Source organism: Sporosarcina sp. P34 (genome assembly GCF_002743375.1).
Lineage (GTDB): Bacteria > Bacillota > Bacilli > Bacillales_A > Planococcaceae > Sporosarcina.
Map to the genome: position 1 here is coordinate 167,680 of NZ_PDZC01000006.1, position 16,728 is coordinate 184,407.

12 protein-coding genes, 1 rRNA gene and 1 riboswitch are annotated in these 16,728 nt (G+C 42.2%); of the genes, 12 read left to right on the forward strand and 1 reads right to left on the reverse strand.

The features are described 5' to 3' along the window. Positions 1–34: 34 nt before the first annotated feature. On the reverse strand, positions 35–1,861 hold the full coding sequence (locus CSV63_RS10875; RefSeq protein ID WP_099695812.1) for an L-lactate permease: 1,827 nt from the start codon (positions 1,859–1,861) through the stop codon (positions 35–37). A 217-nt stretch (positions 1,862–2,078) separates the two neighbouring features. Here CSV63_RS10875 and CSV63_RS10880 point away from each other — a divergent pair, with 217 nt between their 5' ends. The 12 genes from CSV63_RS10880 to CSV63_RS10935 all read left to right on the forward strand — a co-directional run. Beyond that, positions 2,079–2,801, forward strand: coding sequence for a FadR/GntR family transcriptional regulator (locus CSV63_RS10880; protein ID WP_099695813.1), 723 nt, complete (start codon positions 2,079–2,081; stop codon positions 2,799–2,801). A gap of 148 nt (positions 2,802–2,949) precedes the next feature. After that, the gene (locus CSV63_RS10885; RefSeq protein WP_099695814.1) at positions 2,950–3,669 is read left to right on the forward strand and encodes a (Fe-S)-binding protein; all 720 of its coding nucleotides are present in this window, start codon (positions 2,950–2,952) and stop codon (positions 3,667–3,669) included. A 20-nt stretch (positions 3,670–3,689) separates the two neighbouring features. Further along, complete coding sequence (locus tag CSV63_RS10890) at positions 3,690–5,111, forward strand: LutB/LldF family L-lactate oxidation iron-sulfur protein (protein WP_099695815.1); 1,422 nt, start codon at positions 3,690–3,692, stop codon at positions 5,109–5,111. 2 nt (positions 5,112–5,113) lie between these two features. After that, complete coding sequence (locus CSV63_RS10895; protein ID WP_099695816.1) at positions 5,114–5,830, forward strand: LutC/YkgG family protein; 717 nt, start codon at positions 5,114–5,116, stop codon at positions 5,828–5,830. A 354-nt stretch (positions 5,831–6,184) separates the two neighbouring features. Next, positions 6,185–7,654 (forward strand): nicotinate phosphoribosyltransferase, encoded by a 1,470-nt coding sequence (locus CSV63_RS10900; RefSeq protein WP_099695830.1) that lies wholly within the window; start codon positions 6,185–6,187, stop codon positions 7,652–7,654. Between the two features lie 16 nt (positions 7,655–7,670). Further along, positions 7,671–8,495: an ammonia-dependent NAD(+) synthetase gene (gene nadE / locus CSV63_RS10905; RefSeq protein ID WP_099695817.1), complete on the forward strand. Its 825-nt coding sequence runs from the start codon at positions 7,671–7,673 to the stop codon at positions 8,493–8,495. Positions 8,496–8,617: 122 nt separating this feature from the next. Then, on the forward strand, positions 8,618–9,568 hold the full coding sequence (locus CSV63_RS10910) for an AAA family ATPase (protein ID WP_099695818.1): 951 nt from the start codon (positions 8,618–8,620) through the stop codon (positions 9,566–9,568). Beyond that, complete coding sequence (locus CSV63_RS10915) at positions 9,565–10,743, forward strand: DUF58 domain-containing protein (RefSeq protein ID WP_099695819.1); 1,179 nt, start codon at positions 9,565–9,567, stop codon at positions 10,741–10,743. The genes CSV63_RS10910 and CSV63_RS10915 overlap by 4 nt, the downstream gene beginning before the upstream one ends. Next, complete coding sequence (locus CSV63_RS10920; RefSeq protein ID WP_099695820.1) at positions 10,740–12,908, forward strand: transglutaminase TgpA family protein; 2,169 nt, start codon at positions 10,740–10,742, stop codon at positions 12,906–12,908. The genes CSV63_RS10915 and CSV63_RS10920 overlap by 4 nt, the downstream gene beginning before the upstream one ends. A 167-nt stretch (positions 12,909–13,075) precedes the next feature. After that, positions 13,076–14,665 carry a glutamine-hydrolyzing GMP synthase gene (gene guaA, locus CSV63_RS10925; protein ID WP_099695821.1) on the forward strand — a complete coding sequence of 530 codons (1,590 nt, stop codon included), beginning with the start codon at positions 13,076–13,078 and terminating at the stop codon, positions 14,663–14,665. Further along, positions 14,665–14,766: riboswitch (purine riboswitch) on the forward strand. (Overlaps the previous gene by 1 nt.) A 79-nt stretch (positions 14,767–14,845) precedes the next feature. Then, entirely contained in the window at positions 14,846–16,180 is a 1,335-nt protein-coding gene (locus tag CSV63_RS10930) for an NCS2 family permease (RefSeq protein WP_099676233.1), read from the forward strand. A gap of 438 nt (positions 16,181–16,618) precedes the next feature. Continuing rightward, positions 16,619–16,728, forward strand: a 16S ribosomal RNA gene (locus CSV63_RS10935); the annotation flags it as partial.

The window sequence follows — 16,728 nt, forward strand, 5'->3', positions numbered from 1 at the left end:
TAAAAGAGCCCTAAGGCTCTTTTATTGTTGCTATTTAAGAAGGCTGTCGCAAGATATTTGCAGACAACTTACGTTTATCTGTCGCCATTTTCATTATAAACCCAACAACAATGATGATGGCAATGAGTAGCCAGATATTGAAGATTCCATGAATAATTGCCATTCCCAAGAAACCTGCAGTCAGCAGATAATAACTTAGAGGGAAGAGGACGCGTCGTATGAGTAGCCCTTCCTTGCCTATTAGTCCGACTGTAGCCGAAGCAGCTACGACGTTATGCACGCAAATCATGTTTCCGGCAGCGCCGCCGACTGCCTGCATCGCTACAACAATGCCTGCTTGAGCAGTATCAAGACCGATATTACCTGCTGCGCCGAATTGGAACAGTGAAAACATCATGTTGCTAAAGGTGTTACTGCCAGCAATGAATGCGCCGAGCGCACCGACAACTGGTGCAACAATTGGCCAAAACTCTCCGCTTACGACTGAAACGCTTTCAGCTAAAATAAGCGGCATGTTTTCACCGACTAAAGATGCGCTATCTGCAGCCACTTTTCCGGCTGCCAATGAAGTATTCAAAAATATTTTAATCATGGGTACGGCAAATATTAATGCAACTCCTGCAGTAACAGCTGTGTGGAACGAATTCTTCCAAGCAACTACGTACTCTGAAGGTTTCATTCGATACAATAAATAACCGAACAATGAAGCAACAATAAAGAAGAAACCGGGCAAGAATAATGGTGTAGATGCCGTTGTGATACCCGAACCGAACATATTCTCAAATTTGAGTGTAACAGCGGAATGTTTAAGTAAAGCAGTGAAGGGTTCAAGTGTTCTTGAAAGTACAAGCAAACCTGCTAGCACTAAATATGGCATCCATGCCTTCAACATCGAAATTCTACGGCTCTCATCCAGCGGTTTGGGCGCTTCGTGATTCAGTTTGCCGAACCAATCTTCCTCCCACTGTGTGCGCGGTGGGAATTCAAAAGTATCTTCTGGTTTTGGCATGAATAAACCTTTTCTAGCAGCGGGGATCACGATGATCAATGAAATGAGTGCACCCAGCAAGGAAGGGAATTCTGGACCTAATGTAATTCCGATAATGAAGTAAGGAATAGTGAATGCTAGACCTGCAAACAATGCAAACTTCCACACTTTCAACCCTTCATGGAAGGACTTGGCAGAGCTGAAGAAGCGTGTCAGCAGGGCAGCCAGAAATAACGGAATTAAAGAACCAATTACACCGTGAATTAGTACAGTATTCATAGTAATTTGCAGTAGAAACTCCGGAAAACTCATGCCTATTTTTTCAAGGGCTGCCATGACAGCGGGCTGATCGGAAAGGCCTGTACTGACACCAATCTGAATAGGGGTTCCGATCGCTCCAAACGATACGGCTGTACTTTGAATTACTAATGACACCATAACTGCAGCAAGTGCAGGAAAACCGACCGCGACTAACAAGGGTGCCGCAACTGCAGCTGGTGTCCCAAATCCTGATGCACCTTCGATGAAAGAACCAAATAAAAAGGCGATAATAATCGCTTGGATACGACGGTCTGGTGAAATGGAAGTGAAACCGCTACGAATTGTGTGGATTGCTCCGCTTTCTTTTATTGTATTGAGCAAGAGTACGGCGCCAAAGACAATGAATATAACCTCTAAAGCGGTAATTAATCCGTTGAACGCAGCTCCCGCCACGATATTTGTCTTCGTTCCCCAAATGAATATAGCTATCAAAGCAGTAACGACGAGTGCAATAGGCATAGCCCTACTTGCGGGCCAATTCAATAAGACCAAAAATACAAAAATAGTAATAATGGGCAGTAAAGCAATAAGAGACAATACAAGTAAATTCAAATAAATAACCTCCAGTATCTTTTTTGAAAACGTTTTCATTTAACTGCTACTCATTAGGTCATCAGACGACCTAATGACTTCTTTTTTTGATTATATAGACTGCCAAATTAAAAGACAAGAAGAATTTTGTGTTTTCTGATAGTGAATAATATATGTGAATTTAGCACAGGGTGTATTTTTGGATTATAATGAATACAGCAGACAGGAGTGAAAGATCATGAAGTATAAGCAAATCAAGCCTAAGAAAATATATGAAGAAGTAGCAGATGCTTTACTGGAAATGATTCGAAGCGGCGAGCTTAAGCCGGGAGATAAACTGGATTCCGTCCAGCAATTGGCGGAAAGCTTCAGTGTCGGAAGATCAGCCATTCGGGAAGCGTTGACATCATTGCGTGCATTGGGGCTCATTGAAATGCGGCAAGGTGAAGGGACGTACGTCAATGAATTTTCATCTGAAGACTTGGCATTTCCATTGCAAAGCGCTATTTTGATGAATCAGCAAGACGTCGATCATTTGCTAGGCGTACGGAAAATACTAGAGGTAGGAGCAGTTACCAACGCGGCGCTAAATCGATCAGATGAAGACTTAGCGAAAATGGAAAAGGCTTTGCGCAGTATGAAAGAACATGCAGGTGATATTCTTCTTGGGGAAAAAGCGGATCTTGACTTCCACTTTGCGATTGCAGAAGCTACGGGCAACACGTTGCTTGTTACACTAATGAACCATGTGGCAAGCCTAATAGGAGAATCTATGAGGGAAACTCGGAGAATCTGCTTGTATACGGAAGCGGCGACAGTTGATCGATTGTATGAAGAGCATGAAGCGATTTTTCTAGCGATTAAAAAACAGCAGCCAGATCTCGCAGCAATTCATATGCAAGGACATTTGGTCAACGTAGAAAATGTATTGTCTAATTATTTGAAGTCAATCAAAATATGAAATCACCCGTCTAGTTACGGGTGATTTTTAAATTATTTGTCATAAATATCTGTTAAATCAATAAGCTTTATAGTATGCTAGGAAATAACTTAAAGTCATCTGATGACCTGTTGACATTATAAAATCTATTTTGAAGAGGTGAATGACTATGAAAGTTAGCTTGTTTATCACATGCCTAGTGGACATGTTCTATGCAGACGCTGGAAAAGACATGGTAGAAGTGCTCGAAAGACAAGGTTGTGAATTGTCGTTTCCAAAAGGACAAGTATGTTGCGGACAACCTGCTTATAACAGTGGCTATGTAGAAAATTCAAAATCAGCGATGAAAAATATGATAAAGACATTTGAAAATGCAGAGTATGTAGTGACTCCATCCGGATCTTGTGCGACGATGTTTAAACTGTATCCTGACGTATTCAAAGACGATCCGAATTGGTTACCGAGGGCTCAAGAGTTGGCAGATAAAACGTATGAGTTCACTCAATTTCTTGTGAATGTACTGCAAGTAGAAAACGTAGGAGCGAAATTGAAAGGAAAAGCGACGTACCATCCGTCTTGTCATATGACGAGATTACTAGGCGCTAGCGAAGAACCGAAAAAGTTATTGAATCAAGTGGAAGGACTCGAAATGATACCTTTACCCAATGCGCACAATTGTTGCGGCTTTGGCGGTACATTCTCCGTTAAGATGGGAGATATCTCTGAACAGATGGTAGATGAGAAGGTCAATAGTGCCATAGTGACTGAAGCAGATTATTTAATCGGGGCAGACTGTGGTTGTCTGATGAATATTGGGGGACGTGCAGAACGAGTTGGCAAACCAATCCGTGTCATGCACATCGCACAAGTGTTAAATAGTCGTGAGTAAATAAAAGTGAGGTGATAGTAATGGCTATGAAATTCAGCAAGAAAAACTTTACCGATCGAACAAAGGATAATATCTCAGACGATTTTATGAGACAAGCAGTGGCCAGTGCTCAGGAGCGTTTGCATGGTAGACGGCTAGACGCTGCAGAAGAGCTGGGTAATTGGGAAGAATGGCGTTCACATGGAGAAGAAATTCGTCAGCATGTCCTTGAAAACTTGGACTTCTATTTACATCAACTAAGTGAAAACGTAGCAGAACGTGGCGGTCACGTATTTTTTGCGAAAACTGCTGAAGAAGCAAGTGACTATGTTCGGGATGTCGTTAAGAAAAAAGATGGCAAAAAAGTCGTGAAGTCTAAATCGATGGTAACGGAAGAAATTAATCTGAATGCCGTACTGGAAGAAGCCGGATGTGAAGTCATAGAGACTGACTTAGGAGAGTATATCCTTCAAGTGGATGATCATGATCCGCCGTCTCATATCGTAGCACCTGCCCTTCATAAAAATAGAGAACAAATTCGCGAGGTTTTTGAGGGGAAATTGGATTATCATAAGACTTCTAAACCGGAAGAACTGGCTTTGCATGCACGTGAAAAGCTACGCCAGGAATTCTTGGATGCAGACATAGGTATTACAGGCTGCAACTTTGCGATTGCTGAAACAGGCTCCATTAGTCTTGTGACGAATGAGGGGAATGCACGACTTGTCTCTGCATTGCCGAAAACTCAAATTACGGTAATGGGCATGGAGCGGGTAGTACCTTCTTTTGAAGAATTCGAAGTATTAGTCAGCTTATTGACACGAAGTGCAGTGGGGCAAAAGTTGACGAGTTATGTCACAGCGTTAACCGGCCCTAGGGATGAAGGGGATGTAGATGGACCAGAAGAATTCCATTTAGTTATCGTCGATAATGGACGATCCGAAATTTTAGGAACAGAATTTCAATCCGTGTTGCAATGTATCAGATGTGCTGCTTGCGTCAACGTATGTCCTGTTTATCGTCATATCGGTGGGCACTCCTACGGCTCAATTTATTCGGGCCCAATAGGTGCTGTACTATCGCCGTTGCTTGGTGGTTACGATGATTTTAAAGAGTTGCCTTTCGCTTCCACACTATGCGGAGCGTGCACGGATGCTTGTCCGGTGAAAATCCCGCTTCACGAACTACTTCACACACATCGACGCATCATTGTGGAAGAAGAAGGTCGATCACCTATTTCCGAAAGACTGGCAATGAAAGCATTCGGGATTGGTGCTGCATCGAATCCGTTGTATTCTATGGGCTCAAAGGTAGCATCTACCGCGATGAAGCCTTTGACGAAAAATGACCGGATTTCAAAAGGTCCGGGACCGCTGAAGGACTGGACCGATTTACGGGAGTTCCCAGCTGTCGGCAATACGCGTTTCCGTGACTGGTTCTATGATCAGAAAGGGGGCAAATAAGCATGGGAGGAACAATTCAAAATCGTGATGCTTTTCTAGGTACCATTGCGGCACAATTAGGGCGCGAACCCAAGATGAAAGTAGAAAAACCGATCTGGAAACATCAGCCCCAGCGTACAGTATTAGCAGGCGCTTCACTAGATGAATTGCTCGAAGTATTACGTGTGCAATGTGAGCAAATTCATACAGATATTGTCGAAACGACAAAAGAATCATTGCCAGTTGCGCTAGATGAAGTGGTAAAAGCTTACGGTGGGGGACCGATATCTCTATGGAAAGATGGACGTTTTGGGGAATATGGATTATCGGGCCTGTTAGAGGCGAAGTGGCCTTCACAACAGATTGAAGTCAATAGCTGGGATCCTTCACTTGGAGAGAAGAACATCGAATTGGCTGAACAGGCAAATATTGGCATCACGTTTAGCGACATGACCCTTGCAGAATCCGGCACCGTTGTACTATTCAGTAGTGCAGACAAAGGTCGTTCAGTCAGCTTGCTTCCAACGCATTATATTGCCTTAATCCCTAAAAGCACGCTAGTCCCAAGAATTACCCAGGCATCAGATATGATTCGAGAAAAACTAAACAATGGCGAGCAAGTCCCATCATGTATTAACTTCATCACAGGTCCAAGCAACTCTGCGGACATTGAAATGAATCTCGTCATTGGCGTACATGGTCCTGTCAAAGCAACATATATTGTTATAGAGGATTGCTAAAAATGTGGTGTCACCCTTCGTGTAGAGAGTGGGAAGCTAGACTACATTTCACTGCAAATCGTTACGTGAGACAGAAGCTGAATTCCGAAAATAATCGGAACCTGACTTCTGTCTTTTTTTACTGTACTGTCGTTTCATATAAGAAAACAATACAGTCGATCCTAAGTGGGAAGCGTCCGTCTGGATTGTCGATTAACGTTGCCTTCATGTTCGCATTTCCTCATTTGAAATTTCTATACACTATACATAAAAAAGTTTTCAGAATTCAATTTACGACTTGATGATTACTTTGCGGAGAAATAGGGGAAATAGTGTATAATGACATTATTATTGCAGCGGAAGAAGGAGACGACTATGACTTCATCATACAAAGACGACAGTTTAGCGTTACACACAGACCTATATCAAATCAATATGGCCGAATCGTACTGGGCGGACGGCATTCATGAACGGAAAGCAGTATTCGAAGTATATTTCAGAAAAATTCCATTCGGTAACGGTTATGCAATATTTGCAGGTCTTGAACATGTACTGAAGTATCTTGAAGAGTTTTCATTCACTGAAAGCGATTTAGCTTATTTACGAGAAGAGCTTGGTTTTGCTGATGACTTCCTCAACTATTTGAAAGGCCTCCGTTTCACAGGGGACGTATACTCTATGAAAGAAGGAGAACTCGTTTTTGCAAATGAACCTATCATTCGGATTGAGGCGAACTTGATTGAAGCGCAATTGATCGAAACAGCATTACTAAATATTATTAATTACCAAACGTTGATCTGCACAAAAGCTAGCCGAATCAAGCAAGTAGTGAAAGATGATGTGGTGATGGAGTTCGGAAGCCGACGTGCGCATGAAATGGATGCGGCGGTTTGGGGAGCGCGTGCAGCGGTCATTGGTGGCGTGGAATCTACGAGTAACGTACGGGCGGGAAAGCGTTTCGGACTAGCCGTTTCGGGAACGCATGCACATTCATTTGTCCAAGCCTATAAAGATGAGTACACGGCATTCAAAGTGTACGCACAACGTCATCGCGATTGCGTGTTCTTAGTGGATACGTATAATACGTTAAAGATTGGCGTTCCGACAGCCATTAAAGTAGCAAAAGAACTTGGAGACAGCATTAATTTCATCGGCGTACGACTGGACAGTGGAGATATTGCATTCTTGTCAAAAGAAACTCGCCGTATGTTAGATGAAGCCGGTTTCCCGGATGCGAAAATCGTAGTATCTAACGATTTGGATGAGTACACGATTTTGAACTTGAAAGCACAAGGTGCTCAAGTCGACATTTGGGGCATTGGAACGAAGCTGATTACGGCATATGATCAACCGGCGCTTGGGGCAGTCTATAAAATCGTCTCCATAGAAAGCGATGACGGGGAAATGCAAGATACGATTAAAATCTCGGCAAACATAGAAAAAGTGACAACACCTGGCCGCAAAAAACTGTATCGAATCATTGACCTTGAAAATGGTAAAGCGGAAGGTGACTACATTACGATGCATGACGAAGATCCGACAACGGAAGAACGTATCAAAATGTTCCACCCCGTGCATACATTTATTTCGAAGTTTGTGACGAATTTTGAAGCGGTAAACTTACACGAGCAAGTTATTCGCGATGGGGTAACCATTTATAAAAATCCACCAGTTTATGAAATTCGTGAATTTGCACAACAAAATCTTTCCTTACTATGGGAAGAATATAAACGTTCTTTGAATCCAGAAGAGTATCCTGTCGACCTTAGTCAAAAGTGTTGGGATAATAAGCGACGTAATATTGAAGAAGTACATGAAATGGTCGAGAGCTATACAAAACGATGAAAAGGAAGTGGGAGCGTTGACATTGCAGCAAGAAATTATCCAAGCATTACGAGCGAAGCCGGAAATCGATCCGCAGCAAGAGATCCGAACTTCCATTGACTTTATGAAAGCATATTTGAAAAAGAATACATTTTTACAAGGATTCACATTAGGTATTTCTGGGGGTCAAGACTCTACATTAGTTGGCAAACTAGCGCAGATGGCGATTGATGAACTTAACGAAGAATTAGCGGAAGAAAAATACCGCTTTTATGCACTCCGTTTACCGTATGGCGTGCAATTTGACGAAGACGATTGTCAGGATGCATTGCGTTTTATTAGTCCATCAGTCGTCTATTCAGTAGATATTAAAGAAGCGGTCGATGCCAGTGAACGGGCTCTGACCAAAGCGGGTCTTTATATCTCTGATTTTGATAAAGGAAATGAAAAGGCGCGCGAACGTATGAAAGTGCAATATTCTGTAGCGGCTGTCCATCGGTCGGTCGTTCTAGGTTCAGATCACGCGGCTGAAGCAATCACTGGCTTCTATACAAAGTTTGGTGATGGTGCAGCGGATCTTATGCCGATCTATCGTCTGAATAAACGTCAAGGAAAACAATTGTTAGAAGCACTAGACTGTCCACCACACTTATACAATAAAATCCCTACAGCTGATTTAGAGGGCAATAAACCCGCTATTCCGGATGAAGTAGCATTAGGTGTAACATATGATGAAATCGATGACTACCTTGAAGGAAAAGAAGTATCGAACGAAGCACGAAAGCAAATTGAAGGACATTATTTGAAATCAGCCCACAAACGGCATTTGCCTATCACGGTATTTGATGAGTTTTGGAAATGAAAACTGCCGACCTCTTATAAGATAAAGGGTCGGCAGTTTTTCTGTTTGTCGGTATTATTCGTTTCAGGTATGATAGTTTCATACAATAAGACGGATTCAGTTCGTGACGGGAGAGAATAACTATGCATTCACAATGGATCGAACGAGTATTACACAATATTGAAAAAGTTATTGTGGGAAAACGTGATATAGCGGAGTTAAGTATGACAGCGTTATTAGCTGGCGGTCATGTATTACTAGAAGATGTACCAGGCGTTGGCAAGACGATGCTAGTCAGAGCACTAGCCACTTCAATTGGCGCAAAGTTTAAACGGATTCAATTCACGCCAGATCTATTACCTTCTGATGTTTCAGGTGTATCTATCTATAATCCACAGACGATGCAATTCGAATTTCGTCCGGGACCTTTAATTGGGAATATCGTTTTGGCTGATGAAATCAACCGAACATCACCCAAAACACAGGCTGCTTTATTGGAAGGGATGGAAGAGGCGTCGATTACGGTAGATGGAACGACTATACAATTACCGAAACCGTTTTTCGTAATGGCGACACAAAATCCTATTGAATATGAAGGGACATACCCTTTACCGGAAGCACAGCTTGATCGTTTTATCTTTAAGTTGAAAATGGGGTATCCGACAAAACAGCAAGAGATAGAATTATTGAAGAGAGCGGAACAGCAAATGCCGATTGAGCAAATTGACGCCATTCTAACAGTGGAGGAATTACTGGAGCTACAGCGGCATGTAGGCGAAGTGACTGTAGACGACACGATTGTTTCATATATTGTGGATTGTGCAGATGCAACTCGCCAGCACGAATCCGTTTCGTTAGGCGTAAGTCCACGCGGTTCGATGGCATTAATGAAAGCTTGTCAGGCTTATGCATTCATAAAAGGGCGCACGTTTGTTTTGCCTGACGATGTACAATACTTAGCATCGTTTGCATTTCCACATCGAATGATTCTACATCCTGAAGCAAAATACGAAGGAATCGATGCTGAGGAAATTGTTAGCTATATCCTCAAACAGTTGCCGGTTCCAGTTATGCGCAGGTCTGCTACTCTATGATTGAATTGCGATCATTCGGACGTTTCGTGAGTGTCTTATCTATCGGTATAGCCGCCTACGTCTTTGCAAAATTTCAAGGGGGCTTCGTTAGCTGGTTCATCTTCTATACATTGATTCCGTTTGTGATATATTCTGTGCTTCTCTACTTCTATCCGTTACGAGATCTAACCGTGGAACGATATATCGAAGACCGACATGTATCAAGAAATGGACGGGTGTCTATTCGTGTAGTTCTTAAAAGGAATCTTCCCTTCCCTTTGTTGTACGTAGTTCTTATAGATAAACGAGTGCATGGCAAGTGCGAAAAGATTGAGCGGAAAATCACACTACTAGGTTTTCGAAGAACATATGAGCACACCTATTTTCTACAGAATGTTCAACGCGGTGAATACACATTGCCGACAGTGGAAGTAGAAGTAGTAGACTTTTTTAATTGGATTCGTAAAAGAAGAGTATTCGTTGTTCAAGACCATTTTTTAGTCTATCCTAGCGTCACAGCCATGGTGTATGAATCAGCATCCAATGGAACGAGCGAAGGACAGCAACGTTCCGCTTACATGCTGGCGAAAGATGCGACCACACCATCTAGCATCAGGGAATATGCGCCAGGGGACCGGATGTCTTGGATTCATTGGAAGTCATTTGCTCGGACTTCGAAACTTATGACAAAGGAGTTTGATGAACAGCGATCGGAGCAACATACGGTATTGCTAGATTGTGGAATGTCGGAAACATTTGAAGAAGCAGTGGAGTTCGCTGCGTCGATTATTGTATCTGCTAGGCAGAATCATGCCAAGCTGACTATGATCACGGCAAGTGACCAACCGAAGATATTTCCTTCTATACATTCCGCAGATCATACTAGGCAAGCGTTAGTACACCTTGCTAAAATCCAGCCGAAAGATTTACAACAGGTAAGGTTGCCGATAGAGAAAGCGCCATCTCGGGATGCGTTGTTGCTTATTACAGGTAATCTTCGCATGGATTTCATTCACCATGTATTAAGGTATACTCGTGATGCATCCACAATAGTTTGCTTTGTAATGTTGCCGGACGATACGCATGTAAAATCCCTCGAGCCTATTATTGGTCAAGTGAAATTACTCGGTATTACTGTGAATCTGCTGTATCCATCTGATCATTCATCGGTGTTGAAAAAGGCGGTGTCTTCATGAAGAAACCGGTATTGAATTGGAAAGTGCTAGTATTTTTATATGCACTTAGTGTCGTTTTACTGTGGGAGTGGTTTATCCCCATTATGGAGCTGACAGATTTCGGCCATCCTTCTTTATTTATCATCTATCTGGTGCTCTTCTTTGCATTGGCTTTACTTCGATTACCCTGGTGGATCAGTGGAGCGATTCAAATACTTTATGTAGTATGGGCTATTCATTATATGTATTTTGACCGACTATGGATTTCAATAGAAACGACGGGCTACATTTGGCAAGATGTCCAACAGAATGTCTTGTTGCTATTCAAAGGTGATCTGGGTGAATTATCGAATTTATTTCGTACGGTATTGTTGTTTACATTAGTTTGGATGATTGCCTATTTGCTTCGCCACTGGATTGAAGTACGAAGTAGTATGATGATGTTCTTTAGTTTTACCATAGTATTCGTTGCGCTGTTGGATACGTTCACTCCATATGATGCTACTTCGTCTATTGTGAGAATTATGATAGTGGGTTTAGTAATCGTAGGTACTCTCACATTAATTAAACTATCTGGTGAAAAGGGATTGTCACTTCGTCCAAAAAAAATACTTCTGCTTTCATTGCCGGTAATACTGATTGTTGTATTTGTCGGATTGCTTTCCAGAAATGCACCCGTATATCCTCCAGCATGGCCTGATCCCGTACCGTTCCTATTGTCTTTGAGCGGAGTGGAAGACAAGGGGGTTGATAAAGGACAAGCCAGGGCGGGTTATGACCCTAATGATTCGCAACTAGGTGGGGCTTTCGTCCAAGACAATCAGTTAGTGTTTGAAGCATCTGTGAAACAACGTCAATATTGGCGAATCGAAACGAAGGATACTTACACTTCGAAGGGCTGGATACAGGATCAAGAATCCATGAAGGAGCTATTGGATACAGGTGAAGATTTATGGGACCCTCTTGTAGACGGGCAAGTGTCGCGTGCTTTACTGGACTTCGCTGAACCATTGCCATTTCTCGCCACTCCCTATGGCGCGACGAAGATTTCTTCGCCTGAAGGTTTGAACCTTATGCATGAGATGGAAGCCAACCGGCTATACTTGCTAATGGGCCTGCAGGAAAAGATTAAACAGTATGAAATAGAATTTGTTGAACCTACATACATCATGTCGGATTTGCAGAAGGCAGAGATGGTGAACTATGAGACCGTTCCGGAAGATTTAACTAGTTATGTGCAACTTCCGGACGAATTACCGGAACGCGTGAAGGAGCTAGCGTTATCGATTACAGAGAATGAAACGGCCGTCTATGACAAAGTGAAAGCGGTAGAGCAATACTTCAAAAAGAACGGTTTTGTTTACGAGACACAAAATGTTCCGGTTCCTGATGAGGAACAGGACTATGTGGATCAGTTTCTATTCGATACCAAAAAGGGTTACTGTGATAATTTCTCCACTTCTATGGCGGTCATGCTTAGGTCTGTAGATATACCAACACGCTGGGTGAAAGGTTTTGCACCCGGGGAAATGGCGTTTAAAGCCTCAGGCGAAAATATCTATCGTGTGACGAATGACGATGCTCATTCGTGGGTGGAAGCATATATCCCTGAAATTGGATGGATGCCGTTTGAGCCGACGCTAGGCTTTACACAGCCGACAGAGATCGAATTTGATATTTCAAATGAAAACCCTGAAGAAGAGGAAATTAAAAAACCGGTGAAACCAGAAGTGGAGCAACAGAAAGAGCTTCCTAAGAAAACAAAAAGTTCGCCAGCGTCTGACGTATTCAAACAAAAGCTTACATGGTTGTTTAGTCAATGGTGGATTTATGTAGCGCTATTCGTGTTGATAATAGGAGCGAGTGTCGTTATATATAGTAAAAGAAGTAACTGGTTACCGAAATGGCGTATAAAACAATTGAAGAAACTGCCGAACGGTCGCGTGAAATTCGAACAACAATTTACACAGTTATTACAACAACTAGCTCGTACCGGTTTGCCTAAGGATACCGCAATGACGCTTTCCAATTATGCAATACTTGTAGATGAGCGGTATGGCGGTGATCGAATGGCCGTATTGACCCGCGCGTATGAAATGGGGGTATACGGTAACGATTGGCAGTCGCAAGAGTGGGATAAGTTGAATGAAGTATGGGAAGATTTAATTATTAGCACAATTTGTTGATTTTTTAGCGAAATATGCGTAAAATATAGATCGGATGATGCTTGGAATATCCTCGACATTTCTTGCACTAACGAACGTCAGCTATCATTGAATAGCAGTACTTAGATTCTTTGATGGAAAAGACGCGTGGAAAGTTGACTTTCTAACGCGTCTTTTGTAGTTGAGGCATGAAACGGTATAAAAAATTGGAAGAGGTGGATCAGTTGTCAAATGCTCCTGTGTTAGCTGGACAAGAAAAAATTGTAGTTCTCGATTACGGCAGTAAGTATAATCAGCTCTTCACGCGTACCATTCGCGAATTTGGTGTGTATAGTGAGTTACACGCACATACAACGACAATTGAAGAAATTAAAAAAATGAATCCAGTCGGGATCGTACTTTCTGGTGGTCTAGCATCTGCTAGCGACGAGAATGCGTATGATATTAATCCGTCAATATTCGAATTAGGTATACCTGTATTGGGCATCAGTTATGGAGCTCAAGTAATTGTCAAACATTTAGGCGGTAAGGTAGCAAAGAATACAAGCGACGAAGGCAAAGAAGAAACGTTGACCGTGGATACAGCGTCTGCATTGTTTGCTGGTCAGACTGAAAAACAAAATGTCTGGGTAAGTCACAGCGCTGACATTGCTGAATTACCTGAAGGGTTTACTGCATCTGCAAAAGACTCCACTGGTAATATTGCAGCGATTTCAAACGATGAAGAACAAATCTATGCGATTCAATTCCATCCGGAAAATTATCGTTCGGAAAATGGGAAAGACTTCTTGCGTAACTTTGTTTTTGAAATTTGTAAAGCTTCAGGCGACTGGACAATGGATCGTTTCATCGAAATCGAAATTGAGAAGATCCGCTCAACAGTTGGCGATCGTAAAGTACTTTGCGCACTAAGTGGTGGGGTTGACTCTTCAGTAGTAGCAGCTTTGATCGACCGTGCAATTGGTGACCAGTTGACATGTATATTTGTTGACCACGGATTGCTTCGTAAAGGCGAAGTTGAAAGTGTAGTTAAAACTTTTAGCGAGCAATTCAGCATGCACTTCATTAAAGTAGATGCACGTGAACGCTTTTTGAACAAGCTCGAAGGAGTTACAGATCCTGAGCAAAAACGGAAGATTATCGGTAACGAATTTATTTACGTATTTGATGAGGAATCTGCTAAACTAGATGGCATCAAATACTTAGCGCAAGGTACGATTTATGCAGATATTATTGAAAGTGGAACTGCAACTTCTGCAACTATTAAATCTCACCATAATGTGGGCGGTTTGCCTGAAGATATGGAGTTCGAGTTAATCGAGCCATTACGCGCATTATTTAAAGATGAAGTCCGCGCGGTTGGAGCGGAACTTGGATTGCCTGATGAAATTGTTAACCGTCAACCATTCCCAGGTCCAGGACTTGGAGTTCGTGTGCTTGGTGAAATTACGGAAGATAAGCTTGAAATCGTTCGCGATGCAGACTTTATTTTACGTGATGAAATCGCAAAAGCTGGACTCGATCGTTCCATCTGGCAATATTTTGCAGTATTACCGAACATCCGCAGTGTAGGTGTGCGTAATGAACAACGTTCTTACGACTATGCAATCGGTATCAGAGCGGTTCATTCAGTAGATGGCATGACAGCAGACTGGGCTCGTATACCTTTCGATGTACTGGAAAAAATCAGTACTCGAATTACAACTGAAGTGGATCAAGTCAATCGGGTTGTATATGATATTACAGCTAAACCACCTGGCACAATTGAGTGGGAATAAGTTAAACAACAGAATATGATCGTATAACGCTGGGAATAAGGCCTAGAAGTCTCTACCGAAACACCGTAAATGTTTCGACTACGATTCAAAATAGAAATGTATTTTCTATTGAATTAGAAGAGAGGCATGCGAATTTTTTCGCGTGCCTCTTTTTACATAATGAGAGTAAGGAAGGTCACAATGAAAAAATACTTTGAGTTCGACAAGCTTGGAACCAATTATCGTCGCGAAATCATCGGTGGAATAACTACTTTTTTGGCCATGGCATATATTTTAGCAGTAAATCCCATTATGTTATCTTTGGATGTTGTCCCTGATTTGCCAGATTCTATGCGTATGGATAAAGGCGCTGTATTTGTTGCTACGGCGCTTGCCGCGGCTGTTGGAACATTATTTATGGGTCTAATAGCTAGATATCCGATCGGACTAGCGCCAGGCATGGGATTAAACGCATTTTTTGCTTTCACAGTAGTGCTAACTTACGGTATTCCATGGCAAACAGGACTAACTGGGGTATTATTCTCTGGATTAATCTTTATAGTTCTTTCATTAACAGGATTACGAGAAATCATCATTAATGCAATTCCAGCCCAGCTGAAATTTGCTGTAGGTGCAGGGATTGGTTTGTTCATTACATTCTTAGGACTGCAAAATGCCAAGATTATTGTAGCGGATGCAAATACGTTAGTAGGCTTAGGCGATTTAACAGCGGGTCCTACGTTACTAACGATCTTTGGATTAGTTGTCACTATTATCATGATGGTTAGGAAGATCAAAGGTGCTATTTTCTATGGGATGATCATGACCACAGTTTTAGGTATGGCCGTCAGTCTCATAGACATACCACATAAGGTAGTAGATAAAATTCCGTCAGTTGCTCCTACGTTTGGTGCAGCATTCGATGCGATCATTCACGATCCAGGTTCATTGATGACAACACAATTTCTCGTTATTGTTATCACATTTCTATTCGTAGATTTCTTCGATACAGCCGGAACACTAGTTGCAGTTGCTACTCAAGCGGGTTTAATGAAGGAAGATCGTCTTCCACGTGCAGGTAAAGCGTTGCTTGCGGATTCCTTGGCGACAGTAACAGGAGCAGTAATGGGTACATCCACTACCACATCTTATATTGAATCTACTGCAGGTGTTGCGGCGGGTGCCAAAACAGGCTTTGCTTCCATTGTAACCGCCTTGTTGTTCTTACTAGCATTGTTCTTCTCTCCTTTACTGTTAGTCATCACACCGGCAGTTACAGCGCCGGCATTAATTATCGTTGGAGTATTGATGGTGTCAACCTTAGGAAACATACAATGGACACGTTTCGAAATCGCTGTTCCAGCATTCTTTACGATCATCGCTATGCCGTTGACGTACAGTATAGCGACAGGTATCGCAATTGGTTTCGTTTTCTATCCTATTACGATGTTAGTTAGCGGTAGAAGAAAAGAAATTCATCCGATTATGTACGGGTTATTTGTGATCTTCATATTGTATTTCATCTATATTAAATAACAACGAACCGCTTCCCGATTCAATAGGGGAGCGGTTTTCACTATTCCTTAAGCTTCGTTTTGAAATTGTTAATGGTATCGAATCTAAAAGAAAGTAAAAAGAAATTAAAAAAGGTTGTTTAAAGTTGTTGACAGTTTAAAATACGTCTGATATAGTAATAGAGCAGTCAAGAAAGCGGCTGTGACATGAACCTTGAAAACTGAACAGCAAAACGTTAACGAAATACAGTTTGTGCATCTAACGGTGACACAAACAAAATGAGTATCTTAATTGATGCCAGCAAATGAAACTCGAGCTAATCGATTTTTCATGTAACTGGTTGACGAGATGTTGTGGAGTGCTAGGAAGTGATCGAGCGAGAGAGGGAGCGTACTTAGGTACGTGACCGACTGAGTGAGTGAAACTGACAACGTAATCCGCGGCATATCGCCAACCAGTATTATGGAGAGTTTGATCCTGGCTCAGGACGAACGCTGGCGGCATGCCTAATACATGCAAGTCGAGCGAACTGTTGGAAGCTTGCTTCCTTCAGTTAGCGGCGGACGGGT

Excerpts from the sequence above, each read along its gene's own strand:
- CSV63_RS10880 (WP_099695813.1), top strand. The coding sequence starts at position 2,079 with ATGAAGTATAAGCAAATCAAGCCTAAGAAAATATATGAAGAAGTAGCA.
- CSV63_RS10885 (WP_099695814.1), top strand. The coding sequence starts at position 2,950 with ATGAAAGTTAGCTTGTTTATCACATGCCTAGTGGACATGTTCTATGCA.
- CSV63_RS10890 (WP_099695815.1), top strand. The coding sequence starts at position 3,690 with ATGGCTATGAAATTCAGCAAGAAAAACTTTACCGATCGAACAAAGGAT.
- CSV63_RS10895 (WP_099695816.1), top strand. The coding sequence starts at position 5,114 with ATGGGAGGAACAATTCAAAATCGTGATGCTTTTCTAGGTACCATTGCG.
- CSV63_RS10900 (WP_099695830.1), top strand. The coding sequence starts at position 6,185 with ATGACTTCATCATACAAAGACGACAGTTTAGCGTTACACACAGACCTA.
- CSV63_RS10910 (WP_099695818.1), top strand. The coding sequence starts at position 8,618 with ATGCATTCACAATGGATCGAACGAGTATTACACAATATTGAAAAAGTT.
- CSV63_RS10915 (WP_099695819.1), top strand. The coding sequence starts at position 9,565 with ATGATTGAATTGCGATCATTCGGACGTTTCGTGAGTGTCTTATCTATC.
- CSV63_RS10920 (WP_099695820.1), top strand. The coding sequence starts at position 10,740 with ATGAAGAAACCGGTATTGAATTGGAAAGTGCTAGTATTTTTATATGCA.
- guaA (WP_099695821.1), top strand. The coding sequence starts at position 13,076 with ATGAAACGGTATAAAAAATTGGAAGAGGTGGATCAGTTGTCAAATGCT.
- CSV63_RS10930 (WP_099676233.1), top strand. The coding sequence starts at position 14,846 with ATGAAAAAATACTTTGAGTTCGACAAGCTTGGAACCAATTATCGTCGC.